We start from the raw sequence: 26,514 nt of genomic DNA, 5'->3' as shown, positions 1-26,514 counted from the left end.
AGGGAATTTTGAGCAACTTACGTCAGGAATTTATCGCGTTTTCGGTATCGGCGGGCGTGCTGAGCTTTGGCGAGTTCGTCACCAAGGCGGGCCGCCTGTCACCATATTTTTTTAACGTCGGACTGTTCAATGACGGCGCCAACCTCGGCCGGCTGGCCGACTTTTATGCGCAGACCCTGATCGACTCCGGTGTCGAATTCGACATGCTGTTCGGCCCGGCCTACAAGGGCATCACGCTGGCGGCGGCCACCGCCATTGCGCTGGCCAGCAAGGGGCGCAACGTGCCGTTCGCCTACAACCGCAAGGAAGCCAAGGACCACGGCGAGGGGGGCACCATTGTCGGTGCCAAGCTGCAGGGCAAAGTCGTCATCATCGACGATGTGATCTCGGCCGGCACTTCGGTGCGCGAGTCAGTCGAGCTAATCCGTGCCGCCGGCGCTACGCCGTCGGCCGTGCTGATCGCACTCGACCGCATGGAGCGCGCCGGCAAGGATGGTGCATTGTCGCCGCATTCGGCGGTTCAGGAAGTAACGCAGGCCTATGGCATGCCGGTCATTTCGATTGGTAATTTGGACGATTTGCTGGAATATATTTCCAAGGCCGGCGCCAATCAGGACCTAGCGAAGTATAAGGATGCCGTGGCCGCTTACAGGAGTCGTTACGGCGTGATGTGATCTCGATCGGATCAATGCGCAGTTCGATACGGCGGCGAAGAGGTTCCGGGAATTGGCCGGAACGACCGCGTCCCGCTGAAGGCAGCGGCTGCATTCCGGCCGGCGCCGGAATGCCTTCGCCGCCCCCGCTGGATTAACCAGCCAGTTTTTTCTTCAGCAATTCAGTCAGTTGCGCCGGATTGGCCTTACCCTTGGTGGCCTTCATCGCCTGGCCGATGATCGCGTTGAATGCCTTTTCCTTGCCGGCGCGGTATTCCTCGACCGACTTCGCGTTTGCCGCCAGCACTTCGTCCACGATCTTCTCCAGCGCGCCGGAATCGGAAATCTGTTTCAGGCCCTTGGCTTCGATAATGTCATCGGCCAGCGTTTCCTTGTCCGAAGGAGCGGCCCACATGGCCGCGAACACTTCCTTGGCAATCTTGTTGGAGATCGTGCCGTCGGCAATACGCTGCAGCAGCAGCGCAAGTTGCTCCGCCTTCACCGGTGCATCGGCGATGTCGACGCCTTCGCGGTTCAAGGTGGACGACACGTCGCCCATCAGCCAGTTGGCGGCAGGCTTGGCCTGCTCCTTGCCTGCTTTTGCCACGGCCGCCTCGAAATAGGATGCCATCGCTTTGGACTGGGTCAGCACGGCCGCGTCATACTCGGGCAAGCCGTAGTCGCGCACAAAGCGCTCGCGCATCGCGCCTGGCAATTCCGGCATGGACGCCTTCACGCGCTCGATCCACTCTTGCGCAATCACCAGCGGCGGCAGGTCGGGGTCCGGGAAGTAGCGGTAATCCTGCGCATCTTCCTTGCTGCGCATGGAGCGCGTTTCCTTGCGATCCGGATCATACAGGCGCGTTTCCTGCACTACCTTGCCGCCGTCTTCGATCAGCTCGATCTGGCGCCGGACCTCGAAGTTGATGGCCTCTTCGAGGAAGCGGAACGAGTTCAGGTTCTTGATCTCGCAGCGCGTGCCGAACTCCTTTTGCCCGAGCGGACGGACCGACACGTTCGCGTCGCAGCGAAACGACCCTTCCTGCATGTTGCCGTCACAAATGCCGAGCCATACCACCAGCGAATGCAGCGCCTTGGCGTAGGCAACCGCTTCGGCCGCGCTGCGCATGTCGGGCTCGGTGACGATTTCCAACAGCGGCGTGCCGGCGCGGTTCAGGTCGATGCCGGTCATGCCGTGGTAGTCCTCGTGCAGCGACTTGCCGGCATCCTCTTCGAGGTGCGCGCGCGTCAGCTGCACGGTTTTCATTTCGGTCTTGCCGTCTTTTTCAAGCACGAACGAAAGAGTGCCGCCTTGCACCACCGGGATCTCGTACTGGCTGATCTGGTATCCCTTCGGCAGGTCAGGATAAAAATAATTCTTGCGCGCGAAAATCGACTGATGGGCGACCTTGGCGCCGATCGCCAGTCCGAACTGAATCGCGCGCTCCACGGCGCCCTTGTTCATCACCGGCAGCACGCCCGGCAGCGCCAAGTCGACCGGGCAGGCTTGGGTATTCGGATCGGCGCCGAAACGGGTCGCGGCGCCGCTGAAGATTTTCGATTGGGTCGAGAGTTGCGCATGTGTCTCCAGACCGATGACGACTTCCCACTGCATAGTAGTGTTCCTTATTGTTCGTAATGACAGCTGCCGGTTTTCAGGTCGACCGACAGCTCTGTAAAGTTGGCTCGCGATCCGCACAGGGCGGGGCAGCTCGGCTTGAGGTTGAGCATGTCGCCATTACGCACGAGCCGGATCGTGCAATTGCCGCTCCGTTCAAAGGTGAAGCCGCGCCTGATGCGTGCCGCGTGCGCGTCGGACAATGCAATACGCCACAGTACCGTTTTGCCTTCGTCATGCACCTCGGCCAGCAAGCCGTCGGATTCATCGATACTGCAGTCGAAACCGTGGGTGCTGCGAAACAGCGAAGATTCCCAGCGAAATGACGCGATGCGGTCGCCCGACAGCCGCATTTCCCCGCTGTCCGCATACGTGACCTTTTCGCCATCGTCGTCGCGTGTCATGCTGCAGGAAAAATGCGTCTCCACCTGCTGTGCAAAGGCATTCATGCCACTGCATAACAGGATCGGCAGTGCTGCTTGGCGAATTTTCAGTCTCATACGCCGTCTGGCGCGCGCCGATGCCAGTCGGTCGCCAGCTGGTACTGATGCGCGACGTTCAACAGCTTCGCCTCATCGAAGTAATTGCCGATGATTTGCAGCCCGACCGGACGCTTCGCATTCTTGTCGCCCTGGCCGAAGCCGCACGGGATCGACATGCCGGGCAGGCCCGCCAGGCTGGTCGACAGCGTGAAGATGTCAGCCAGATAATTCGCCACCGGATCGTCGGCCTTGGCGCCCAGATCCCAGGCGACGGTGGGCGACACCGGCCCCATGATCACGTCGCATTGCTGGAAGGCGTTCTGGAAATCCTGTGCAATCAGGCGGCGGATCTTCTGCGCCTGCAGGTAGTACGCATCGTAATAACCGTGCGACAGCACATAGGCGCCGACCAGGATGCGGCGTTTCACTTCGTCGCCAAAGCCTTCCGCGCGCGACTTGCGGTACATGTCGGCCAGGTCCTTGTACTCCTTGGCGCGATGGCCGTAGCGCACGCCATCGAAGCGCGACAGGTTGGACGAGGCTTCCGCCGGGGCGATCACGTAGTACACCGGGATCGACAGTTCCGTTTTCGGCAATGAAATATCGACCAGGGTCGCGCCCAGCTTTTCATATTCGCGCAAGGCAGCGCGCACCGCCTGCTCGACATCGGATGCGAGCCCCGCGCCGAAATACTCGCGCGGGATACCGATTTTCAAGCCTTGCAAGGGGTTGGCCAAGTCACGCGTGAAGTCTTCCGCCGGGCGTTCCAGGCTGGTGGAGTCGCGCGCATCGAAGCCGGCCATGGCGTTGAGCAGCAGGCCGCAATCCTCGGCGCTCTGGGCCATGGGGCCGCCCTGGTCGAGCGATGATGCAAAAGCGATCATGCCAAAGCGCGATACGCGGCCGTAGGTCGGCTTGATACCGGTGACGCCGCACAGCGAGGCCGGCTGGCGGATCGAGCCGCCGGTATCGGTGGCGGTCGCGGCAGGTGCCAAGCGGGCCGCGATGGCCGCCGCCGAGCCGCCCGACGAGCCGCCCGGAATGGCGGTCTTGTCCCACGGGTTCTTGGTCGGTCCGAAGAAGGAATTCTCGTTGGATGAACCCATGGCAAATTCATCACAATTTAATTTTCCAAGCGTAACCATACCTGCCGTACGGAACTGTTCGACCACAGTTGCATCGAAGGGGCTGATGTAATTCATCAACATTTTCGAGCCAGCGGTGGAGCGCCAGCCGCGCGTGACAAAAATGTCCTTGTGCGCGATGGGAATACCGGTCAATGGCGTCATGTCATTGTTGGCAATGCGTTGATCGGCCTGGGCTGCTTGTTGCAGCGTTAACTCTTCATTGATGTCGATGAAGGCGTTGAGATCGCTTTGCCTGATGCGGGCGAGGTACAGCTTGGCCAGCTCGCTGGCGGAAACTTGTTTGGCGTGCAGCAGCGCTGACAGCTCTTTGAGGGTTTTGGTATGCATAACTGTGGTGGTTGGGCGCAAACCGCGCGTTATTCGATGACCTTCGGGACCAGATACAAGCCGTCCTGCGTGGCGGGCGCGACCTGCTGGTACTCGTCGCGCCGGTTCGGTTCAGTGACGGCATCGTCGCGCAGGCGCAGCGCCACGTCGTTCTGGTATGCGGCGATCGGGTGGTTCAGCGGCTCTACGCCGGACGTATCGACGGCGCGCATTTGCTCAACCAGGGCGAAGATTCCATTGAGCTTGTCGAGGGTCTTGCTGGCTTGCTCTTCGTTCAGATCAAGCTGCGCCAGGCGGGCTAGGCGCTTAACGTCGGAAAGGTCGAGTGACATGATTGGATAGTAGTTTGGGCAAGTTGTTCGGGCGGGTATTTTGAAAAAGGCAAATTGTGTTCTTATTCTGGCAAAGACTTGTGAAAACGCCGCATCAGGACTGCATTTTTGAAGTTTCCGCTGACTAATTTCGGCTAAATTATAAGGTAGAATGTTGCGTTAAGACCTCGCTGGCGTCGGCAGCGAAAGCCGCAGGTAAAAGGTTCTACCTTCAATGTTAAGCGCGCCTTTGATGCGCATCAGGACAATACATGTTTGGATTTTTACGCAGTTATTTTTCTAACGACCTGGCAATCGACCTCGGCACCGCCAATACGCTGATCTACGTGCGCAACATGGGCATCGTGCTGGACGAGCCTTCCGTAGTGGCGATCCGCCAGCAGGGCGGTCCGAACGGCAAGAAGACCATCCAGGCCGTCGGCAAGGAAGCCAAGCAAATGCTGGGCAAGGTGCCGGGCAATATCGAAGCGATCCGCCCGATGAAGGATGGCGTGATCGCCGACTTCACCGTCACCGAGCAGATGTTGAAGCAGTTCATCCGCATGGTGCATGACTCCAAACTGTTCAAGCCGTCCCCGCGCATCATCATTTGCGTGCCTTGCGGCTCGACCCAGGTGGAGCGCCGCGCGATTCGCGAATCGGCGCTGGGCGCGGGTGCCTCGCAGGTCTACCTGATCGAGGAACCGATGGCTGCCGCCATCGGTGCAGGTCTGCCGGTGTCGGACGCGACCGGTTCGATGGTGGTCGATATCGGCGGCGGCACCACTGAAGTAGGCATCATCTCGCTGGGCGGCATGGTGTACAAGGGGTCGGTGCGCGTCGGCGGCGACAAGTTCGACGAAGCGATCGTCAACTACATCCGCCGCAACTACGGCATGCTGATCGGCGAACAAACCGCCGAGCTGATCAAGAAGGAAATCGGCTCCGCCTTCCCGGGCTCCGAAGTCAAGGAGATGGAAGTCAAGGGCCGCAACCTGTCGGAAGGCATTCCGCGCTCGTTCACGATCTCCTCGAACGAGATCCTGGAAGCACTGACCGACCCGCTCAACAATATCGTGTCGGCTGTCAAGAACGCGCTGGAACAGACGCCGCCGGAACTGGGTGCCGACATCGCCGAAAAGGGCATGATGCTGACCGGTGGCGGCGCGCTGCTGCGCGACCTCGACCGCCTGCTGATGGAAGAAACCGGCCTGCCGGTGATCGTCGCCGAAGATCCGCTGACCTGCGTGGTGCGCGGCTCCGGCATGGCGCTCGAGCGCATGGACAAGCTTGGCTCCATCTTCTCGTACGAATAATCTGTTCGGCGTTTCATGCGACGCGCCTCGCTTCCCATGCGGGGCGCGGGGGCTGACAACGACCTACGGTCACATTCCGGAACATAGCTAGATCCTGATGGAATACAGTCCACCGCCACTTTTCAAGCAAGGCGCATCCGCCCGCGCCAAAGTGGTGTTCTTCTCCCTGATTGCACTGATCCTGCTGGTGGCCGATTCGCGCATGCGATCGCTCACCTCGATTCGGCAATTCGTTGGCACCGTGCTCTATCCGTTGCAAGTAGTGGCCCTGCTGCCGCGCGACGCCGCGTACGTGGTCGGCGATTACTTTACTTCGCTGTCGGTTCTGGAAAAGGAAAACCGCAAGCTCAAGCAGCAGCAGGTCGCCAATGCGCAGACGTTGCAGCAGGTGCAGCAGCTGTCCGCGGAAAATGACCAGCTGCGCCGGCTGCTGGCCGCCAACGAGCGCCTGCCGGTCAAGTCGGTGATGAGCGAGATCTTGTACGACGCCCGTGACGCGTTTACCCGCAAGATCGTGCTCGATCGCGGCAGCCAGCAAGGCGTCAAGCCGGGACAGCCCGTCATCGACGATGTCGGCGTGGTCGGCCAGGTGACACGCGTGTTTCCTTTTACCTCCGAAGTGACGCTGTTGACTGACAAGGACCAGGCCATCCCGGTGCAGGTAGTGCGCAGCGGCCTGCGCAGCGTCGCCTACGGGCAGGGGCATTCGGGTGTGCTCGATCTGCGTTTCATGCCGACCAATGTCGATATCAAGAGCGGCGATACCCTTGTCACTTCCGGTATCGACGGCGTATATCCGGCCGGCCTCGCCGTGGCGAAGGTGTCCAATATCGAATCCAAGTCGTCCGACGCATTTGCCCGCATCACGTGTCAGCCCCTGGCCGGTATCGATCGTAATCGCCAGCTGCTGATCCTGCTGACCGAGACCCAGCTTCCGCCGCGACCGGAACCGGAGGACGTGAGGGATAAGAAGGCCAAGAAGCACCCGGCGGACGCGGCCAAGGATGCGAAGAAAGAGGGCGCCAAGGAAGCCGCAAATGCTACCCCGGCGGCCCCCGCCGCGCCGGCAGCCCAACCGGCACCGGCGTCGCCCGCCCCTCAACCGAAAGCGCCGCAACAGCCGGGTGCCCAGCCGGTAGCCGCAATTCCCGCCGCTGCTCCGGCCGCTCCGGTAGCTCCAGCGCCCGCAGCGGCTGCCCCTGCGGCGCCGGTCGGGCCTGCCAAACCGGCCGCAGTTTCGCCGCAGGCGGCCTTGCCGCAGCGCGTGGCTTCGCCGCAGAAAGCGCCGCAGCAGACGCCCGCACCGGCGGCTGCCGTCAAGCCGGCAGTGCCAGCGCCGACATCGACGGCGAAACCGGCGGCACCGCAACAGCAAAAGGTAACGACGCCATGAACAATCGTCCACACTACATCCTGTTGCCGGCCAATCCCGTATTCATCGTGGTGACGCTGATTGCGGCATTCCTGCTCAATCTGCTGCCATGGGGCCAGTGGTACGGCGTGCCGGATTTCGTCGCGCTGGCACTAGTGTTCTGGAGCATCCACCAGCCGCGCAAGGTCGGCATCGGCGTTGCGTTCTTCATGGGATTGCTAATGGATGTGCACGACGCGACGCTGCTGGGGCAGCACGCGCTGGCGTACACGCTGTTGTCGTACTTCGCGATCATGATTCATCGTCGCGTGCTGTGGTTCCCGATGGGTACCCAGGCGTTGCACATTCTGCCGCTGCTGATGCTGGCGCAGGTGGTGCAACTGGTCGTGCGCCTGCTGGTCAGCGGACGCTTCCCCGGCTGGATGTATTTTCTGGAAAGCGTCACGTCGGCCGCGCTCTGGCCGGTAGCGACCATGATGCTGCTTGCGCCGCAGCGGCGCGCGATCGACCGCGACGAAACACGGCCGATTTGAGGATCGACGCGTCTTCCGGCCGGACAGATCCGCTCTGGCGCTGTTCCTGGCGCGCGGTATGTGCACGGGAAGCGCTGGAGCTTTCGCGCGCTGGCAGCGTACTGCCCGGATTTCCTGTATCGCCATTGCCCGCTTGCGGGAGATGGAAAGGTAATGACGAAGACGCCCACCGGATGTCTTCGTAAGGCTTGGTATGACAGAATTCAAAAACACCGAACGCGAACTGCATCTGTTCCGCATGCGATTGTCTGCGGTGGGTGTGTTCGTGCTGATCTGCTTTGGCTTGCTGCTGGCGCGCTTTTTGTGGCTGCAGGTCTTCAAGCATAACGATTACGCCGCGCAGGCGGAGGAAAACCGCATTTCCGTGGTTCCCGTGGTGCCGAACCGCGGCTTGATCCTGGATCGCAACGGCGTCGTTTTGGCACGCAATTTTTCAGCCTATACGCTGGAAATCACGCCGTCCAAGCTGCAGGGCGACCTCGACAGCGTCATTGACGAGCTTTCCACGCTGGTCGACATCCAGCCCAAGGATCGCAAGCGCTTCCGCAAGCTGCGCGAAGAGTCGAAGAATTTCGCCAGCACGCCGATTCGCACCCGGCTGACCGATGAAGAGGTGGCGCGCTTCACCGCGCAACGATATCGATTCCCCGGAGTGGAAATCCAGGCTCGCCTGTTCCGCCAGTATCCGCTCGGGAAAGTGGCCTCGCACGTGATCGGTTATATCGGCCGTATCAATCAGCGCGAGGCGGAAAAAATCGATGAGACGGAAGACGCGGCCAATTACGCCGGCACTGAGTACATCGGCAAGGAAGGGCTGGAAAAAAGCTACGAACAGCATTTGCACGGCACCACCGGCTACGAAGAGGTCGAGGTCTCCGCCGGCGGGCGCGCTGTGCGCACCTTGTCGCGCACCCACGCCAGCCCCGGCAACAACCTGATCCTGTCGGTCGATATCGAGCTGCAGAAGATCATCGAGGAAGCATTCGGCGACCGCCGCGGCGCGCTGGTCGCCATCGAGCCGTCGACGGGCGACATCCTCGCGTATGTGTCGATGCCGACCTACGATCCCAACCTGTTTGTCGATGGCATCGATGCCCAAAGCTGGGAAGAGCTGAACAATTCGCCTGACCGTCCGCTGCTCAACCGCCCGCTCACTGGCTCTTATCCGCCGGGTTCGACCTACAAGCCGTTTATGGCATTGGCGGCGCTCGAGCTGGGCAAGCGCACGCCGAGCGCGACCGTATATGACCCCGGCTATTTCTGGTTCGGCAATCACAAGTTCCGCGACGACAAGGAAGGCGGCCACGGCACCGTCGACATGTACAAGTCGATCGTGCATTCCTGCGACACGTATTACTACATGCTGGCCAATGATCTTGGCGTCGACGCGATGCATGACTTCATGAAGCCGTTCGGCTTCGGCCAGATCACCGGCATCGACCTGGAGCATGAGCGCCGCGGCCTGCTGCCGTCGACCACATGGAAGCGCAACGCGTACAAGAAGCCGGAGCAGCGCAAGTGGTATGCCGGCGAAACGATCTCGCTCGGCATCGGCCAGGGCTATAACTCGTTTACGCCCCTGCAGCTGGCGCATGCGGTCGCCAATCTGGCCAATAACGGCGTGGTAATGAAGCCGCACCTGGTCAAGATCGTCGAGAACGGCGTGACCAAGGAGCGCACCGTCACGGTGCCGAAGGAAAGCTACCGCATCAACCTGAAGCAGGAAAATATCGACATCATCAAGCGCGCGATGGTCGGGGTTACCAAGGAGGGCACATCGTCGCGCGTGTTCGCCAATGCCGGATACGAGTCGGCGGGCAAGACCGGCACTGCGCAGGTGGTCGGCATCAAGAAGAATGAAAAGTACGATGCGAAGAAAGTGGCCGAGCGCATGCGCGACCATTCGCTGTATACCGCGTTCGCGCCAGCCGACAATCCGAAGATCGCGATTGCGCTCATCGTCGAAAACGGCGGCTTCGGCGCGGAGGCGGCGGCGCCCATCGTGCGCAAGGCGCTCGATTACTACCTGCTCGGCAAGCGTCCGGTGGACAAGGAAAAGGCCGCAGCAGAAGCGGCTGCGGCGGCTGCCGGCAATCCCGCTGCGGCCCTGAAGGCTGCAGCAGAATCGACCGGAAGCCCGCAAGCAGGCGCCGGAAACCAGGGCAACAGGGATTAAGAGACCATGCATCTGACAGAAAAACGTCCGCTGCGACAGATCATCAAGCCGTATTTCACGGTATTCGACGGGCCGCTTGCGCTCATCCTGTTCCTGATCCTGTCGGTGGCGCTCGTGACGCTGTATTCGGCCGGCATCGATTTCCCCGGACGCGTCGAGGACCAGTTACGCAACATCCTGATCGGATTTGTCGTGATGTGGATCGCCGCCATCATTCCGCCGCAGACGCTGATGCGCTTTGCGGTGCCGGTCTATACCGTGGGCGTGGCCTTGCTCGTCGCGGTGGCAGCGTTCGGCCTGATCAAGAAGGGCGCGCGCCGCTGGCTCAACGTCGGCGTGGTGATTCAACCTTCGGAAATGATGAAGATCGCGATGCCGCTGATGCTCGCCTGGTTCTTCCAGAAGCGCGAGGGGCAGTTGCGCTGGCAAGAGTTTTTGGTCGCTGCGGTGATATTGGCGATTCCGGTCGGCCTGATCATCAAGCAGCCCGACCTGGGAACCGCGATCCTGGTCCTGTCGGCCGGCTTCTACGTGATTTTCCTGGCCGGATTGTCATGGAAAATCCTGATCGGTCTGGCCGCGAGCGTCCTGGCCAGCTTGCCGGTGGTGTGGTCGATGTTGCATGATTATCAGCGCGACCGCGTCATGACACTGATCGATCCGACCACCGATCCCCTTGGTAAGGGATTTCACATCATCCAGGCTACCATTGCCATCGGTTCCGGCGGCATTGCCGGCAAGGGGTGGCTGAAGGGAACGCAGGCACATCTGGAGTTCATCCCGGAGCGTACGACGGACTTTATCTTCGCCGTGTTTTCCGAAGAATTCGGGCTCATCGGCAATTGTGTCCTGCTGGTCTTGTATCTGCTGCTGATCGGGCGTGGCATGATCATCGCCGCCAATGCGCCTACTTTCTTCAGCCGGTTGCTCGCGGGCGCCATCACCTTGAGCTTCTTCACCTATGCTTTCGTCAACATGGGCATGGTGAGCGGTGTTCTCCCGGTCGTCGGGGTGCCACTGCCGTTCATGAGCTACGGCGGAACAGCCATGGTCACCCTCGGATTGGGGGTGGGCATGTTGATGAGCATTCAACGCCACCGTAAACTCGTGCAGAGTTAGCGCACACTACCAGTTGTGACGGCACATCCTCTTCCGTCACAACTGGTTAAAAATCAATTCTTGCGGCAATAGCATTGTCGAGGCAAACTGTTCCCCGTTAAACCGGGGCACGCCCGTTCAATCAATGTCCGCCAGTTTCTGCCCGCCGCATTCGGCCGGCATCACAAAAGACTGCGCATAGGCAAGGACTCCTTGCCTGATAAATAATGAATAAGAAAGGAGAGCGCGATGTTCCTGCGTCAGTACTACGACCGTTGCCGATGTCAGATCCTGCTTGCATTCGCTCTCGCGCCCGCACTGGTATTGGTCGGCTGCGGCAGCGTGCCGCATTCTCCCGCCCAAACTGGCGCCGCGCCTACCCGTTCCTCTTCCGCATCCAAATCGTCCTCCTCGGCGCCTGTCCTGCCGCGCGCCGGCTCAGGCCGGGGCGGCTACTATCAGGACGACGGGCCGGGGGATGCACCGCCCGAGGGCTTGCTGGATATTCCCGATGCGGAGCCGAAGATCGAACCGTATCTGCCGCGCAGCAATCGGCCATATGCCGTGTTTGGCAAAACCTATACGCCGATGACCGATGACAGGCCGTTCAGGCAACGTGGTATCGGCAGCTGGTATGGCAAGAAATTCCATGGGCAGAAAACCTCGTCGGGCGAGCTGTACGACATGTACAAGATGACCGCCGCCCATCCGACCCTGCCGATCCCATCCTATGCGCGCGTCACCAATGTCGCCAACGGCAAGCAGGTGATCGTGCGGATCAACGACCGCGGCCCGTTCCATTCCGGGCGCATCATCGATCTTTCCTATACTGCGGCATTCAAGCTCGGCTATCTCGGCAAGGGCAGCAGCGAGCTTGAAGTCGAACGCCTGCTGCCGGACGAGATAGCGCGCATGGCAAATAGCCGCAGGGAGCAGCAGGCCCGCGTGGAACAGTCCTTGCCGACGCCGGAAGTGCTGGCTGCGGCGGGGGCTGTCGAAGCGGCGCAACACGCCGAATCCGCCAGGACGACGCCGGAGGCATCACGCCAGGACGGGATCATGCCGGTATCGGCACTGCCGGCGACTCAGGCCGAAGCGCCGTACGCCGGGACGCCTGTCGTGTCCGCCGCACCGCCGGCTTCGCCCGCCATCGCTGCACCGGGCTTTTACCTGCAGCTTGGTAGCTTCACGCAGGCGGAAAACGCCGAAGCGGCGCGCAGCCGTCTGACCCAGAGCACCGGTGGCAGCATGCCGCCGGTCGAGGTTGTCGAATACGGCTTGTTCTACCGGCTCTACAGCGGCCCCTTCGTCACCCGTTCGGAGGCCGCTGCGGTCGCGCAGCAGCTGCAGGAAAAAGGCAGCTTCAAGCCGCTGATCGTGCAGCGCTAGGCGCCGCTACTCGGTCGCATCCTGTTGCTTGATGCGCAGCGCACGCTCGTAGAGCGCGTTCTTCTTTTGTCCGGTGATCTGCGCGGCCAGTGCCGCGGCTTGCTTGACCGGGCATTCGGCCAACAGGATCGTCAAGATGCGATCGGCTTCCACCTCATCCTCGTCCGCCGCCGTAGGCGCACCCTGGAGCAGGATCACGAATTCCCCTTTTTGCCGGTTTGCGTCACCTGCAAGCCAGGTCGCGGCTTCAGCCAGCGGGCAGCGGTGAATTTCTTCGAACAGCTTGGTCAATTCGCGTGCGAATACCACTTGCCGGGTCGGCTCGAACTGCGTTGCCAGGGCGGCGACCGTATCGACGATGCGATGCGGCGCTTCGTAAAACACCAGGGTCGCGCCGACCTGGCGCAATTCGGCCAGCGCCAGCTCGCGCTGCTTTGCCTTGGCAGGCAGGAAGCCGACGAAATGGAACTGGTCGTTGACCAGGCCGCCCGCGGAAAGTGCTGCCACGGCAGCCGATGCGCCCGGCAGCGGCATCACGCGTAATCCCGCGTCGAGCACCGCATCCACGATGCGCGCGCCCGGATCGGATACTGCCGGTGTGCCGGCGTCCGATACGAGGGCGATGCGCTGGCCCGCCTGCAGCCGGCCGATCAGCGTCTGCGCCGCCTCGCGCTCGTTGTGCTCATGTGCGGCAACCAATTCCTTGGCGATGCCGTAGCGAGCCAGCAGATGGCCGGTGTTGCGCGTGTCTTCACAGGCGATGGCATCGGCGATCGACAGGACATTGAGCGCCCGTAAGCTGATATCGCCCGCATTCCCGATCGGTGTAGCCACCACATATAATGTCGACGCCGGATAAATTTGCCGTGACACCTCTTCCATGATCGGCAGGGTGGCAAGTGAGCTGGAGGTGGGCGATGTCATGAGGAGCGCGCGATGTGGAAACGATGGGCAAAAGTGATACTGCTAAACAGTGTCTGCAGCGGATTGTGCCTGTCTGCCGGGGCAAACACAACCGGAGCCGACAGCGACGGCGCTGCCTCATTCGACAGCGCGCCGATTGTGCGCACGGCGCAGAACGACCTGGCCCTGCCGCCGGCCGATGCCTTCCCTGCCAACGCTCTGACTGCAGCCCCTGTTGCCCGCGTCGCCTTGCTGTTGCCCTTGCGTTCTGACACTCTGGCCGAAGCCGCGGCAGCCGTGCGCGCCGGTTTCATGGCTGCGCACGAGCGCGAACAGGACGGCGTCGAGGTCAGCGTCGTGGAAACCGGCGATGCACCGCAGGACGTTCTCGCCGGCTATGCCGCTGCTGCCGCGCAAGTCGACATCGTCGTCGGGCCATTGTCACGCACGGGCGTGGCTGCCGTCGCGCAAAGCGATGTGCTCGACAAGCCAACCATCGCGCTGACGCCGCCGGACAGCCAGGATGGCGAGGAAGTCGCGTTGCCGCGGCAAATGCTGGTCATGGGCTTGTCGATCGAAGATGAAGCGCGCCAGGTCGTCAGTTGGGCCGGTGCGAGCGGAAAATGGAGCAAGGCCTACGTGCTTCATACGCAGGCCGCGTGGCAGCGGCGTGCGGCCAGGGCGTTCGAGATGCAATGGCTGAAGTTGGGCATGGAGCCGGAAATGGTCGAGGTGGCGGCCAACGATGGCTTCTTGAATGGCCGCACCCTGTTGCAGCTGAAAAAACAGATACAGGGCGACAAATCGACCCTGGTGTTTGCGGCGCTTGACGCGCGCCAGGCACGGCAAGTGCGCGCGATTCTGGGAAACGATATTGCGCTGTACGGCACGTCGCAGCTGAACCCTTTTGTGCGCGCCGACGCCAATGATGCCGAGCGCAGCGTCGAGATGAACGGCACCCGACTGCTTGACATTCCCTGGCTGTTGCAGCCCGATCATCCTGCCGTCATGGTATATCCTCGCCTCGTCGTCGACCCAGGCCACAGGCACAATGCCGACCTGGAGCGGCTTTACGCGCTCGGCATCGATGCCTACCGCGTCGCACACGAAATCGCAGCTCAGCACCGCGATTTCCAGCTCGACGGTGTCACTGGCAAGCTGAAAGTACACTTCGACAAGACCAAGGCGCACTTCGAGCGCAGCGCGCAGCCCGCCGTCTATCGCGATGGGCTAGTGGTGTCGGAAGGCGGCGCGCAGTAATGGGCTTGTTCGGCGCCGGCAGCGGTCCGCGCACCGCCAAGCAGGTCACAGGTCAGGCAGCGGAAGACGCCGCGCTCGATTATCTGCAGAAGCAAGGGTTGACGCTACTGCAGCGTAATTTTCGCTGCAAGGGCGGCGAGATCGACCTGATTTTGCAGCACCGGGACACGCTGGTGTTTGTCGAAGTGCGGAAAAGGGCCGATGTGCGCTTCGGAGGAGCTGCCGCAAGTATTACCGCAAGCAAGCAGACGCGCCTGATTCTGGCAGCGCTGGTTTTTCTGCAACGCTACCGTGTACCGCCTGCTTGCCGTTTCGATGTCATCGCCTTCGACGGCGCCCACTTGAGCTGGCTAAAAAACGCGATCGAAGCGTAATCTAAAGAAATTTCCTTGGGCACTTAATTTCCTCAGCGCAGTCCAACACCGGCTATCATTTCCATATTGGAATAAATGGATTTTGGTAGCCCGGCGGGAAGTCGCTTCCTACCTGCACTATAATCGCGAACACTATGACAAACCAACGCATTCAGGCGCACTTCCAGGAAAGTGCCGAATTAAAGACGAGGGCTGCCGCCGTTCTTGCACAGCCGATTTCGCAAGCAGTGGAACTTATGTTCACGGCTTTGTCTAATGGCAACAAGATACTTGCCTGCGGGAATGGCGGTTCGGCAGCTGATTGCCAGCATTTTGCTGCTGAGCTGGTCGGCCGTTTCGAGCGCGAGCGCCTGCCTCTGCCGGCCTTGGCGCTGACCACTGACACGTCCATCTTGACGGCGGTCGGCAACGACTACAACTTTAATGACATTTTCAGCAAGCAGGTGCAGGCATTCGGTCAGCCGGGCGACGTACTGCTGGCGCTGTCGACTTCCGGCAATTCGGCCAACGTGCTGGCTGCGGTCGATGCGGCGCTGGAGCGCGACATGCGGGTGGTGGCCCTGACCGGCAAGGGCGGCGGCACCATCGGTAAGCGCCTGTCCGATGCGGACGTACATATCTGCGTGCCGCATGACCGCACCGCCCGCATCCAGGAAGTGCACCTGCTGACAATTCATTGCTTGTGCGACGGCATCGACGTCGCATTATTTGGGGAGGATGCGAATGATTAATTGGACGCGTGTTACACGTCCTTTGGCCGCCGTGCTGTTGTGCGGCGCCGTCACTGTCAGCCTGCAGGGCTGCATTGAAATGGCCGTCGGCAGCGCCGTGATGGGTACGCTGGCAGCGACTGACCGCCGCACGTTCGGCGCACAGACCGAGGACAAGGCAATCCTGCTCAAGGGAGAGCGGCGCATCGCCAATATCGTCGGCGAAGACGGCCATGTCAATATCACCAGCTTCAACCGCAAGGTGCTGCTGACCGGCGAAGTACGCGACGAAGCGACCAAGGCGGCGGTCGAGCGCGAAGTCAACGCTATCGAAGGCGTGGAGTCGATCATCAACGACCTGGAAGTGATGGGATCCTCCAGCTTCACGTCGCGCTCCAACGATTCGCTCATCACGGGCAAGGTCAAGGCGGCGTTCGTCGATACCAAGGACTTGTACGCAAACTCGATCAAGGTGGTCACCGAGCGTGGCAACGTGTACCTGATGGGGCGCGTCACCCCGCGCGAAGGGCGGCTTGCCTCGGAAGTGGCGAGCGGCATCGGCGGCGTGCACAAGGTCGTCAAGGTGTTCGAGTACATCACGGAAGACGAGCTCAGGCAGATGACCGCACAGCCGGAAAACCAGAAGAAGTGAGCTTTTTCTGATCAAGCATGAGCCGCGGGGCGATTCGTCCTGCGGCTTTTTTATTTGAGGTGGGCAATGACACCTTATGTGACCCTGGTTGCACTTCTGATCGTATTCTGGGCCGTGGGCGCCTATCAGCGGCTGCTGAGGCAGCGCAAGCAGTGCAGGACGGCGTTTTCCCAGGTCGAAGCGCAGGCGGAGCGCCGCCATGAATTGATTCCGCCCCTCGTTGCGGCCTGCCGGATGCGCATGCCGGAGGAGGGCGCCGCGCTCGATGCGGTGCTCGCGGCGGACAAGGCAACACTTGCTGCCACTGCGTATGCTGCGCGCAACGCGCTCGGCATTGATGCCTTAGTCCCACTGATCGAGGCCGAAGCCATGCTGGAATCGGCGCTGCACACGATGTTTGTGCTGAAGCCGCACTATTCCGAGGCGGCATCCGATCTGGACCTGCACCGGCTGATCGATGAATTGAGCGCACTTGAAAGCCGGATGGCGTTCGCGCGGCAGGTCTACAATGAGGCGGCAAGCCATTACAATGCCGCGCGCGTGCAATTCCCCAGTTCAGTCATTGCTGTCGTGTTCGCATTTACGCCGGTGGCGTCACTGCCGGCCACTGGCACGCAGCAGGCTGGCCGCCCCTGACAAGATCGAGAAATGACTATGCGACGCACTTTCCTGAAACACTCCCTCGCCGCCTTGAGTTTGCTCGCCGCAGGAGCCGCCGTGCGGGCGTCGGCGGACGAGCCGGTCAAGGTGGTCTACCATCTCGTCGATGGCATCGACCAGGCTTCGCGCGCGATGGCAAACATCCGCAACCATCTGCGTGCCGAGCCGGACACGAAAATTGTGGTGGTTGCCAATGGTGACGGCATCCGTTTCCTGCTGTCCGGGGCAAAAGAACGCAACGGCCGGCTATTCGATGCGGCGGTAGCGGCGCTGGCCGAGCAGGGCGTGGAGTTCCGCGTCTGCCGCAATACGCTGACTGCACACGACGTCGCGCCGTCGCAGCTGTTGCCGCAGGCGAAACTCGTGCCGTCCGGCGTGGTCGAAGTTGCGAGGCTGCAGGCGCGCGAAGGCTTCGTTTACCTGCGGCCCTAGCCGTCGTCATGAACTGACTATAATGGCGGTTATCCGTAACATCACTATGCCGAGGCGTCATGCAAGCTGAAACTACCAATTCTCGCCAGCGCACCTGGATCAAGGCGGTGGGCGCCATTGCCGTGGTTGCTGTCGCGACAGTGGGCTACCTGTCGATGTCATCCCAAAAAGCGGCGCCGGACGTGACCTTCACCAGCCTGAGCGGCGAAAAAGTGCCGATGCAAACCCTGCGCGGCAAGGTCGTGATGGTCAATTTCTGGGCTACCAGCTGTACTACCTGCGTGCATGAAATGCCGCAGATGGTGCAGACGTATAACAAGTACAAGGACAAGGGCCTGGATTTCGTTGCGGTCGCGATGAGCTACGACCCGCCCAATTACGTGCTCAATTACGCGCAGAGCCGCAACCTGCCGTTCAAGGTCGCGCTCGACACGCAGGGAGACCTGGCGAAATCCTTCGGTGATGTGAAACTGACGCCGACCACCTACATCATCGACAAGAACGGCAAGATCATCAAGCGCTATGTCGGCGAACCGGAATTCGCCGAGTTGCACCAGCTGCTGGAAAAGGCGCTGGCCGCCTAGGGGATGCCACTGTGCACCCCGGCTAGGCGTCTGCGGTGCTCGGCGTACCATTGTTCGCGAGCTCTTCGACGCCCTTCGGGGCGCTCGCTACGCCTGTTAAACAACCCCTACGACCGCGTAGATGAACCCGGCCGGCTCATGTCTGGCTGCGACTCCCCGGAGCCGGTGCGCAGGAACGGCTTGTCGTGCCCGGAGAAAAACAGCGAGACGTCGGTCAGCCACTCCTGCGTCGGCGCAGGCTGCACATAGGGAGCGGGAAGCAGCGCCAGCACGCTCAGGGCGATGCGCAGCGGATTGAACACATGCCGGCGCAGTGATTCGGCCGCAATCCAGATAAAGGTCATGCTCACCGCCGCGCCCAACGCCGTGCCGGCAACCACTTCCGATACCGAATGCGCATGCAGCGTCAGGCGCGACAGCCCGACCAGCGCAGCCCCCGCAAGTCCGGCCAGCACACCCGTCGTGCGCAGCGCCGGACTTGCTTTTTGCAGCATCAGGTAAAACAGCACCGGGATGACGGCAGTCGCCCGCATCGCATGGCCGCTAAAGCCGGTGAAGTCGACGGCGCGTATGCCGATGCCCCAGCCAATGAATGCCATTTTGGTCATGACGACGATGCCCAGCCCTGCCGTGAACAGCCCGCTCCACCAGAGCGACAGGCGCCGCTCGTCCTCGATATAGAGCCAGGCCGCTATGGCAAATGCGACAAGCATCGTGATGGTGACATCGCCAAACTGCGTGATATGGTTCCATGAAATCATACGTCTCGCTGCGTTAAACGCATCGTAACTATTGCCATCGATAAGTCCGACCAATCGTCGCGCGGGCGGTTCCCGTGTTCGGGGCGCCGTAACATTTGGTAAACATGTCGCGGAATGATCTTCCTCTGCCGGCGTGAAAGCCGGTTCGGCAAGGAGGAGCTTGTCATCGTCATCGAGCTGGAACAAGCGATAGATAAGTCGATGCCGGCAATCGACATCAGAATCGAAAAGCCATCCCGTCGCGCCGAAGTGGCAGGCGCGAGGCTGGCATCGATATTTTTACGGCTTCATGCGGCCTGCCGTTTAGTTTTTATCAAGCCGCATGGCGGTTCGCGTCAGCAGGCGTGCGCGGGGCCGGACCGGAAGTCCCCGCGCAGGCCCGATCAGGATACGCCGGCGCCGTGCGCCTGCAGGTCGGCGTGGTAGGAGCTGCGCACCATGGCGCCGACGGCGGCATGCGCAAAGCCCATCTTGTACGCTTCGTCCTCGAACATCTTGAAGGTGTCCGGATGCACATAGCGGCGCACCGGCAAATGGTCGCCCGAGGGCATCAGGTACTGGCCGATGGTCAGCATGGTGACACCGTGCTCGCGCAGGTCGCGCATCACCTGCAGGATTTCCTCGTCGGTTTCGCCCAGGCCGACCATCAGGCCAGACTTGGTCGGGACTTCCGGATGGAATTCCTTGAAGCGCTTGAGCAGGCTCAGGGAAAAGGCATAGTCGGCGCCTGGACGCGCTTCCTTGTACAGGCGCGGCACGGTTTCCAGGTTATGGTTCATCACGTCCGGCGGCGCTTCCTTCAGCACTTCGAGGGCGCGTTCCATGCGGCCGCGGAAATCCGGGGTGAGAATTTCGATGCGGGTCTTGGGCGACTGTTCGCGTATCAGGCGAATGCAGTCGGCGAAATGCCCGGCGCCGCCGTCGCGCAGGTCATCGCGGTCGACCGAGGTAATCACCACGTAATTGAGCTTCATGGCGGCGATGGTTTTCGCCAGCGTAGCCGGCTCGTTCGGGTCGAGCGGGTCGGGGCGGCCGTGGCCGACGTCGCAGAACGGGCAGCGCCGCGTGCACTTGTCGCCCATGATCATAAAGGTGGCGGTGCCCTTGCCGAAGCATTCGCCGATGTTCGGACAGCTCGCTTCCTCGCACACCGTAACCAGCTTGTTGGTGCGCAGGATGTCCTTGATTTCGTAGAAGCGGGTCGATGGCGAGCCAGCCTTCACGCGAATCCAGTCGGGCTTGGGCAGTTTTTCGGCCGGCACGATCTTGATCGGGATGCGAGCCGTCTTGCCGGCTCCCTTCTGCTTCTCGTTCGGGTTGTAGTCGGAAGGTGCGGAAGAGGGCAGGGGCTTGCTGTCGGTCGTCATGGTGCGGTCGCTTCGTCAGTGATCATTCCGGCGCAGGCCGAATCCGGCGGCTTGCGCGTCGACGCTGTTCTCGGATGGATATCGGAGCGGCAGGGAATGCTTCAGGTCGTCAGTAAATCGGTCAGGTTGTGAGCGAGCGCCTGCTGCACGTCGCGCAAGGGGGCTTGCACGCCAACGGTTTTCATGTCCACCGTCGCCAAGCCTTCGTAACCGCACGGGTTAATCCACGAGAACGGCGACAGGTCCATGGCGACGTTCAGCGACACGCCGTGATAGGTACAGCCGTTGCCGCGCACCTTCAGTCCGAGGGCGGCGATTTTCGCGCCTTTCCAGGGGCCGTCGCACATGTAAATCCCCGGCGCGCCGGGCTTGCGCTCACCGTCAAGATTATACGCGTGCAAGGTGTTTATGACCGACTGTTCGATTTTATTCACGAATTCGCGCGCGAACAGGCGCGCACCCGGGCGCCGGCGCAGATCCATGAGCAAATAGATAACGACCTGGCCTGGCCCGTGATAAGTCACTTCGCCGCCGCGGTCAGTCTGCACGACCGGGATGTCGTGCGCGTTGAGCACATGCGACGGGTCGGCTCCCAGCCCGAGGGTAAATACCGCAGGATGTTCGACGATCCACAGTTCGTCCGGCGTTTCGGCGGTGCGTGCGTCGGTGAAGGCGCGCATCGCGGCAAAGCTGATTTCATACGGCTCGAAGCCGCGGTCGATGATGATCGGTGTCATGGACGCAGTATAGTTCGGAACACTTCGACGCTACAGCGGAATCGTGCAGAAGTGAGGCTGGTCCTGGCGCGCCGAATTGTCGATCATCTTCAGGATGGCCAGATCGATTTGTCCGTCGTCCGGGTCGAACAGCCCGCACAAGCGCATTGCCGCGCGCGTGTCGATGTCCTTGCCAAGGAATTCGAACACCACGCGCGTGCAGGCGATGGTGCGCTGGTTGCCGGACGATACGCCGAGCATCAGTCCCGACAGGCGCGCCACCTTGCTTTGGGAAGTCGTGAACAGGATGGTTTGGGCAATTTCATTGCCGCTTAGCGCCTCGTAATCGACCATGAAAATGCGGTTGTTCAGGTGGAAGGCGGCGCCGACGTACTTGCACTTGCGGGTGTCATCGGGGGGGGCATGCTGCGGGAAACGCTCCAGCCGCTCATGATAGATCGCGCCGCCGTGCGTGTAGATGTGCACTAGGCCGCGCAGCACCTTTTCCGGCGCGCTCAACGAGTAATAGTACTCGTAGTAGTAGCCGAGATACTTGTCGAGCTTACCGTTGCTTTGACGCTGCAGACGCGCGACGTGGTCGGCGTACACCGCGCGTTCGCCGCGCTGTTTGGGGCGCACCTGCACGATCTGGTGGAAGTGCTCGCGCGGCAGGTAGATTTCCGACGGTTCGACGCCGAAGAAATCGCAGATACGTTCCAGCGTGTGATTCGACGGCTTGCTGGTGCCGTTGAGGTAGCGGTTAAACTGCGCCCGATTCAGATTGAGCTTGCGGCATACATCGGCTACCGAGCGGTAATAGCTGCATAGCATGCGCAGGTTCACGCAAAATTCGCGCTGCGCGGCCTGGGCCGCGCTCCTCGCGCCTGATGACATGGGCGGTCCCCGTTTGGTAATTTATAGTAGGGTGATGCTGTTTGACGCTATTTTAGCACCAGGTAGGATCAGTTTATGCCATGTGCCGGACGGCTGCCGATCATAGTAGTCCTTAAGGCGGTGCTAGCAATAATTGCGATTCATCAAAACGTATTCAAGCAGTTGCGCAAGTTCTCGCCGGACAGGTTAACAATCAGGGCGGCCGGAATGTTTTTCGCATCGATGCCGGCTCGGCAACGCCTAAAAGGATCATGACGGGCTCGATGTCGACACGCCCGTTGAGCGTCCTGCAGAGGCGAATTCTTACAGTAACTTCTTGTTCACACCTAGGAGATAACAGCATGCAGTTCACGACAAAAATAATTCCATTGGCCGGTGCCATCGCCTTTGCAGGTGCTGCTCTGGCGCAGGAACAAGTAGTGAAGATCGGCCATGTCGGCCCGATCTCCGGCGCGATCGCCCACCTGGGCAAGGATAATGAAAACGGCGCGCGAATGGCGATCGACGAACTGAACGCCAAGGGCGTGACCATCGGCGGCAAGAAGGTCAAGTTCGAACTGCTGGCTGAAGACGATGCGGCTGATCCGAAGCAGGCGACCGCCGCCGCCCAGAAGCTGGTCGACGCCCATGTCAACGGCGTGATCGGCCATCTGAACTCCGGCACCACCATCCCGGCATCCAAGATCTACCACGACGCCGGCATCCCGCAGATTTCCCCGTCCGCGACCAACCCGAAATACACCCAGCAAGGCTTCAACACCACCTTCCGCGTGGTGGCCAACGATGGCCAGCTGGGCGGCACGCTGGGTCGCTATGCGGCAGACCAGATGAAGGCCAAGAAGGTTGCCGTGATCGACGACCGCACCGCCTACGGCCAGGGCGTTGCCGAGGAATTTATCAAGGGCGCCAAGGCCAAGGGCGTGCAAGTGGTGGCGCAGCAGTACACCAACGACAAGGCGACCGACTTCAACGCCATCCTTACCTCGATCAAGGCCAAGAATCCGGACGTCGTGTTCTTTGGCGGCATGGATGCCGTGGCCGGCCCGATGCTGCGCCAGATGAAGGCGCTGGGCATGAACGCCAAGTTCATGGGCGGCGACGGCATCTGCACCGAAGGCTTGGTCAACCTGGCGGGCGACGCTATCGGCGAGCCGGGCAAGATCGTGTGCGCCGAAGCCGGCGGCGTGGAAGAAGCGCAGAAGAAGGGCATGGACGAGTTCCGCGCAGCGTACAAGAAGAAATTCGGCATCGACGTCCAGCTCTACGCGCCATACGTGTATGACGCGGTGATGGTGATGGTCGAGGCGATGAAGAAGGCCGGTTCGGCCGAGCCGGCAAAATACCTGCCCGAACTGCATAAGATCAACTACAAGGGCGTGACCGGCAATATTGCATTCGACGCCAAGGGCGATATCAAGAATGGCACCCTGACGCTATACACCTACAAGGGTGGCAAGCGTGAGCAAATCGCCGTCGTGAAGTAACACGGCTGGCGGCGGGCGGCCGGAGGCGCGGCCGCCCGTGGAGGCCGAATTTTCCATCCCGGGGCCGCAGGCGGGGCCGGCGCTTCCATCTGGCACGGTAGACCGTGGCATACTTTTGCGTTTTCGGCCAGGCACGTCGGAAGATGGGGCAACCGTCGAACCGGCAGGATGGAATAACCACGATGAAACAAAAGCATATCGGCCTGATTTACACCGGCGGCACCGTCGGCATGGAAAAAACCACGCGGGGTTATGCGCCGATGCGCGATTTTGCCGCGGCACTGTCCCGGCTGCTCGACGGCAACGACGATGCAGTACCGCGCTACACGCTGCACCAGTACGCCGCGCCGATCGACAGCAGCAATGCCACGCCGCGCGATTGGCAGCAGATCGGGCGCGACATCGCGGCGCGCTATCACGATTACGACGGCTTTGTCGTATTGCACGGCACCGACACCATGGCCTACACGACGGCGGCGCTGTCCTACATGCTGCAAGGCGTGCGCAAGCCCGTCATCGTCACCGGTTCGCAGATTCCATTGAGCGTGGCGCGCTCCGACGCGCCGCACAACCTGATCACCTCGCTGCAGCTGGCCGCGTCGGATGCGATCCATGAAGTCGCGCTTTATTTCAATCAGCGTCTGCTGCGCGGCAATCGCGCCACCAAGTTGAGCGCCGAACGACTCGATGCATTCGACAGCCCCAATTACCCGTGGCTGGGCGAAGCGGGCATCGATGTGCGCCTGAACCATGCCGCCTTGCTGCCGAATCCAGGACAGGAACGATTCGAATTGCCGGAGTACGGGAACAGCACGGTGCTGCCGGTGCGCTTCGTGCCGGGCTTGCCGCTGCGGGCGGTGCAGGCATTGCTGGATCTGAAGCCGGAAGCCGTGATCTTGCAATGCTATGGCGCCGGCAATGTGCCGGATCGTGATCCGGCGCTGCTCGACATGCTCGCGCGCGCCGACGCGGCTGGAATGGTACTGGTCGCTGGCAGCCAGGCGCTGCACGGCAGGGTGACGATCGGCGCCTATGCGGCCGGGGCGGGCATGATCGATGCCGGCGTGATCGGCGCGGGCGACATGACGTTCGAGGCAGCCTTCGTCAAGCTGCACCACCTGTTCGCGCGCGGCTTGCCTGCGGCCGAGGTAAAAACGGAGTTCTTGCGCGATCTATGCGGCGAACGGAGCGTCTGATGCACCATTGTTCCAATTCGGGACGATTCAATCGGAACAATACAACGCGGCCATGGCCAGTGGATGCTGTTTTCCCTATCGGGCCTGCTGCAGCGCGGTGTTCTCGTCATCGGTGAACAGTCTGGAGCGCGTCAGAAAGCGCTTCCCGGTGCCGTTGTCGAGCGAAAACATGCCGCCGTTTCCGGCAACCACGTCGATGATGAGTTGCGTGTGCTTCCAGTATTCGAACTGCTCGGCGCCCATGTAGAACGGCACGCCATGCACACTGCCGAGAAAGACATCGCTCGAACTGATGTTGAAGTCGCCTGCCGCATAGCAGAGCGGCGCACTGCCGTCGCAACATCCACCCGACTGGAAAAACATCAGCTCGCCATGCTTTTCTCGCAATGCCGCGATGAATTCCTGTGCGGCTTCGGTTGCAACGACACGCTGGACCACGAGTTGTGCCATGTTTGCTCCCCACGCAGAAAAAAACAGGCGTGCCCTGCTTATGGCAAGGCACGCCGCCTGATGAACGCTTAGAAGAAGCCGAGCGCTTTCGGGCTGTAGCTCACCAGCAGATTCTTGGTTTGCTGGTAATGTTCAAGCATCATCTTATGGGTTTCGCGTCCGATACCCGACTGCTTGTAGCCGCCGAATGCCGCATGCGCCGGATACAGGTGGTAGCAGTTGGTCCACACGCGGCCGGCCATGATGCCGCGACCCATGCGGAAGGCGCGCGAACCGTCGCGGGTCCAGACGCCTGCGCCCAGACCGTACAGCGTGTCGTTGGCAATGGCCAGCGCATCGGCTTCGTCCTTGAAGGTGGTGACCGAAACGACCGGCCCGAAGATCTCTTCCTGGAAGATGCGCATCTTGTTGTTGCCGGCGAAAATGGTCGGCTTCACGTAGTAGCCGCCGGCCAAGTCGCCCGACAGGCGGTTCTGCTCGCCGCCGATCAGCACTTTTGCGCCTTCCTGGCGACCGATGTCCAGGTATGACAGGATCTTTTCCATCTGTTCCTGCGAAGCCTGTGCGCCGATCATGGTGCTGCTGTCGAGCGGGCTGCCTTGCTTGATCGCGGCTACGCGCTTGACTGCACGTTCCATGAACTTGTCGTAGATCGATTCCTGGATCAGCACGCGCGACGGGCAGGTGCAGACTTCACCCTGGTTCAATGCGAACATGGCGAAGCCTTCCAGGCACTTGTCGAAGAATTCGTCGTCCGCATCCAGCACATCCTCGAAGAAGATGTTGGGCGACTTGCCGCCCAGTTCGAGGGTGACCGGAATAATGTTTTGCGCTGCATATTGCATGATCAGGCGGCCAGTGCCGGTCTCGCCAGTAAACGCGATTTTCGCGATGCGCTTGCTCGAGGCCAGCGGCTTGCCGGCTTCCAGCCCAAAGCCGTTCACGACGTTCAGCACGCCCGGCGGCAGCAGATCGGCGATCAGCTCCATCAGCACCATGATCGAGGCCGGGGTCTGCTCGGCCGGTTTCAGCACCACGCAGTTGCCTGCAGCCAGTGCCGGTGCGAGCTTCCACACTGCCATCAGGATCGGGAAGTTCCAAGGAATGATTTGGCCGACTACGCCGAGCGGCTCATGGAAGTGATACGCATAGGTTTCCGAGTCGATCGGCGCGACGCTGCCTTCTTGCGCGCGGATGCAGCCGGCGAAGTAGCGGAAATGGTCGATTGCCAGCGGGATGTCGGCAGCCATCGTTTCGCGGATCGGCTTGCCGTTGTCGATCGTTTCGGCCGTTGCCAGCAGTTCCAGATTGGCTTCCATGCGATCGGCGATCTTGTTGAGCACGCGGGCGCGGTCGGCCGGGGATGTTTTGCCCCAGGCGGCCTTGGCGGCATGGGCCGCGTCCAGCGCGAGTTCGATGTCTTCGGCGGTGGAACGGGCAATCTCGCAGAAGGGTTGGCCGATTACCGGGCTGATGTTCTGGAAGTACTGGCCGCCGGTCGGTGCCACGAATTTGCCGCCGATGAAGTTGTCGTAGCGTTGCTTGAACGGATTCTTGATACCGAGTTTGCTGATGTCTGCAAGATTCATGTCTTCCTCCAAAATGGTGTGGTGCAGTCTATTGGCGTATATGTCTCGCGGCATGGTGC

General features: G+C 61.2%; 26 protein-coding genes and 1 pseudogene. 16 read left to right on the top strand and 11 right to left on the bottom strand.

Annotated elements, in window-relative coordinates:
* Positions 1-8 precede the first annotated feature (8 nt).
* A complete protein-coding gene (pyrE, locus tag TSA66_RS22800; RefSeq protein ID WP_040042902.1) occupies positions 9-674 on the top strand; it encodes an orotate phosphoribosyltransferase in 666 nt (221 codons plus the stop codon).
* Between the two features lie 133 nt (positions 675-807).
* On the opposite strand, the gene gatB is transcribed toward pyrE, so the two are convergent.
* The 4 genes from gatB to gatC are packed head-to-tail and all read right to left on the bottom strand — an operon-like array spanning position 808 to position 4,560.
* Entirely contained in the window at positions 808-2,268 is a 1,461-nt protein-coding gene (gatB, locus tag TSA66_RS22795; RefSeq protein WP_040041658.1) for an Asp-tRNA(Asn)/Glu-tRNA(Gln) amidotransferase subunit GatB, read from the bottom strand.
* Between the two features lie 11 nt (positions 2,269-2,279).
* Positions 2,280-2,771, bottom strand: coding sequence for a hypothetical protein (locus TSA66_RS22790; protein ID WP_040041657.1), 492 nt, complete (start codon positions 2,769-2,771; stop codon positions 2,280-2,282).
* A complete protein-coding gene (gatA, locus tag TSA66_RS22785) occupies positions 2,768-4,228 on the bottom strand; it encodes an Asp-tRNA(Asn)/Glu-tRNA(Gln) amidotransferase subunit GatA (protein WP_040041656.1) in 1,461 nt (486 codons plus the stop codon). Before gatA ends, TSA66_RS22790 begins: the two co-directional genes overlap by 4 nt.
* A 29-nt stretch (positions 4,229-4,257) precedes the next feature.
* A complete protein-coding gene (gatC, locus tag TSA66_RS22780) occupies positions 4,258-4,560 on the bottom strand; it encodes an Asp-tRNA(Asn)/Glu-tRNA(Gln) amidotransferase subunit GatC (protein WP_040041655.1) in 303 nt (100 codons plus the stop codon).
* Positions 4,561-4,811: 251 nt separating this feature from the next.
* Between gatC and TSA66_RS22775 the strand changes: the two genes are divergently transcribed.
* The 6 genes from TSA66_RS22775 to TSA66_RS22750 all read left to right on the top strand — a co-directional run bounded on the left by TSA66_RS22775 (position 4,812) and on the right by TSA66_RS22750 (position 12,423).
* Entirely contained in the window at positions 4,812-5,855 is a 1,044-nt protein-coding gene (locus tag TSA66_RS22775; RefSeq protein ID WP_040041654.1) for a rod shape-determining protein, read from the top strand.
* Positions 5,856-5,952: 97 nt separating this feature from the next.
* Entirely contained in the window at positions 5,953-7,248 is a 1,296-nt protein-coding gene (mreC, locus tag TSA66_RS22770) for a rod shape-determining protein MreC (protein ID WP_040041653.1), read from the top strand.
* Positions 7,245-7,760, top strand: coding sequence for a rod shape-determining protein MreD (gene mreD / locus TSA66_RS22765; protein ID WP_040041652.1), 516 nt, complete (start codon positions 7,245-7,247; stop codon positions 7,758-7,760). The genes mreC and mreD overlap by 4 nt, the downstream gene beginning before the upstream one ends.
* 193 nt (positions 7,761-7,953) lie before the next feature.
* Entirely contained in the window at positions 7,954-9,936 is a 1,983-nt protein-coding gene (mrdA, locus tag TSA66_RS22760; protein WP_040041651.1) for a penicillin-binding protein 2, read from the top strand.
* A 6-nt stretch (positions 9,937-9,942) separates the two neighbouring features.
* On the top strand, positions 9,943-11,055 hold the full coding sequence (gene rodA, locus TSA66_RS22755; protein WP_040041650.1) for a rod shape-determining protein RodA: 1,113 nt from the start codon (positions 9,943-9,945) through the stop codon (positions 11,053-11,055).
* A gap of 228 nt (positions 11,056-11,283) precedes the next feature.
* The gene (locus TSA66_RS22750; RefSeq protein WP_052452537.1) at positions 11,284-12,423 is read left to right on the top strand and encodes a septal ring lytic transglycosylase RlpA family protein; all 1,140 of its coding nucleotides are present in this window, start codon (positions 11,284-11,286) and stop codon (positions 12,421-12,423) included.
* 6 nt (positions 12,424-12,429) lie between these two features.
* Here the strand turns inward: TSA66_RS22750 and rsmI are convergent, their stop codons facing one another.
* A complete protein-coding gene (gene rsmI / locus TSA66_RS22745; RefSeq protein ID WP_040041649.1) occupies positions 12,430-13,347 on the bottom strand; it encodes a 16S rRNA (cytidine(1402)-2'-O)-methyltransferase in 918 nt (305 codons plus the stop codon).
* Positions 13,348-13,359: 12 nt separating this feature from the next.
* Between rsmI and TSA66_RS22740 the strand changes: the two genes are divergently transcribed.
* The 7 genes from TSA66_RS22740 (at position 13,360) to TSA66_RS22710 (ending at position 17,998) form a co-directional block, all read left to right on the top strand.
* Positions 13,360-14,586 (top strand): penicillin-binding protein activator, encoded by a 1,227-nt coding sequence (locus tag TSA66_RS22740; protein ID WP_040041648.1) that lies wholly within the window; start codon positions 13,360-13,362, stop codon positions 14,584-14,586.
* Positions 14,586-14,960: a YraN family protein gene (locus TSA66_RS22735; protein ID WP_040041647.1), complete on the top strand. Its 375-nt coding sequence runs from the start codon at positions 14,586-14,588 to the stop codon at positions 14,958-14,960. The genes TSA66_RS22740 and TSA66_RS22735 overlap by 1 nt, the downstream gene beginning before the upstream one ends.
* A 134-nt stretch (positions 14,961-15,094) precedes the next feature.
* The gene (locus TSA66_RS22730; protein WP_040041646.1) at positions 15,095-15,691 is read left to right on the top strand and encodes a phosphoheptose isomerase; all 597 of its coding nucleotides are present in this window, start codon (positions 15,095-15,097) and stop codon (positions 15,689-15,691) included.
* Complete coding sequence (locus tag TSA66_RS22725; protein WP_040041645.1) at positions 15,684-16,322, top strand: BON domain-containing protein; 639 nt, start codon at positions 15,684-15,686, stop codon at positions 16,320-16,322. Before TSA66_RS22730 ends, TSA66_RS22725 begins: the two co-directional genes overlap by 8 nt.
* Positions 16,323-16,388: 66 nt before the next feature.
* A complete protein-coding gene (locus tag TSA66_RS22720; protein ID WP_040041644.1) occupies positions 16,389-16,958 on the top strand; it encodes a LemA family protein in 570 nt (189 codons plus the stop codon).
* Between the two features lie 18 nt (positions 16,959-16,976).
* Positions 16,977-17,414: a DsrE family protein gene (locus TSA66_RS22715; protein ID WP_040041643.1), complete on the top strand. Its 438-nt coding sequence runs from the start codon at positions 16,977-16,979 to the stop codon at positions 17,412-17,414.
* A gap of 59 nt (positions 17,415-17,473) precedes the next feature.
* On the top strand, positions 17,474-17,998 hold the full coding sequence (locus TSA66_RS22710; protein ID WP_040041642.1) for a TlpA family protein disulfide reductase: 525 nt from the start codon (positions 17,474-17,476) through the stop codon (positions 17,996-17,998).
* 107 nt (positions 17,999-18,105) lie between these two features.
* Here TSA66_RS22710 and TSA66_RS22705 read toward each other — a convergent pair whose 3' ends face one another.
* From TSA66_RS22705 to TSA66_RS22685, 4 genes and pseudogenes are all read right to left on the bottom strand, one after another.
* The gene (locus TSA66_RS22705; RefSeq protein ID WP_052452536.1) at positions 18,106-18,759 is read right to left on the bottom strand and encodes a phosphatase PAP2 family protein; all 654 of its coding nucleotides are present in this window, start codon (positions 18,757-18,759) and stop codon (positions 18,106-18,108) included.
* Between the two features lie 383 nt (positions 18,760-19,142).
* On the bottom strand, positions 19,143-20,126 hold the full coding sequence (gene lipA, locus TSA66_RS22695; RefSeq protein WP_040041640.1) for a lipoyl synthase: 984 nt from the start codon (positions 20,124-20,126) through the stop codon (positions 19,143-19,145).
* 101 nt (positions 20,127-20,227) lie between these two features.
* Positions 20,228-20,872, bottom strand: a pseudogene (gene lipB / locus TSA66_RS22690) (lipoyl(octanoyl) transferase LipB); the annotation flags it as partial.
* 21 nt (positions 20,873-20,893) lie between these two features.
* Complete coding sequence (locus TSA66_RS22685; protein ID WP_052452535.1) at positions 20,894-21,736, bottom strand: helix-turn-helix domain-containing protein; 843 nt, start codon at positions 21,734-21,736, stop codon at positions 20,894-20,896.
* 341 nt (positions 21,737-22,077) lie between these two features.
* Between TSA66_RS22685 and TSA66_RS22680 the strand changes: the two genes are divergently transcribed.
* Both TSA66_RS22680 and TSA66_RS22675 read left to right on the top strand, forming a co-directional pair.
* Entirely contained in the window at positions 22,078-23,220 is a 1,143-nt protein-coding gene (locus TSA66_RS22680; RefSeq protein ID WP_040041638.1) for a branched-chain amino acid ABC transporter substrate-binding protein, read from the top strand.
* 182 nt (positions 23,221-23,402) lie between these two features.
* A complete protein-coding gene (locus tag TSA66_RS22675; protein ID WP_040041637.1) occupies positions 23,403-24,416 on the top strand; it encodes an asparaginase domain-containing protein in 1,014 nt (337 codons plus the stop codon).
* Positions 24,417-24,491: 75 nt separating this feature from the next.
* On the opposite strand, the gene TSA66_RS22670 is transcribed toward TSA66_RS22675, so the two are convergent.
* Entirely contained in the window at positions 24,492-24,866 is a 375-nt protein-coding gene (locus TSA66_RS22670) for a DUF779 domain-containing protein (protein ID WP_040041636.1), read from the bottom strand.
* Between the two features lie 68 nt (positions 24,867-24,934).
* The gene (gene adh / locus TSA66_RS22665; protein ID WP_040041635.1) at positions 24,935-26,455 is read right to left on the bottom strand and encodes an aldehyde dehydrogenase; all 1,521 of its coding nucleotides are present in this window, start codon (positions 26,453-26,455) and stop codon (positions 24,935-24,937) included.
* Positions 26,456-26,514: the final 59 nt, after the last annotated feature.

Origin of the sequence: Noviherbaspirillum autotrophicum, from assembly GCF_000818395.1 — a bacterium.
In the GTDB taxonomy this organism is placed as follows: Bacteria; Pseudomonadota; Gammaproteobacteria; order Burkholderiales; family Burkholderiaceae_D; genus Noviherbaspirillum; species Noviherbaspirillum autotrophicum.
This window is presented reverse-complemented; position numbering and strand designations above follow the sequence as displayed.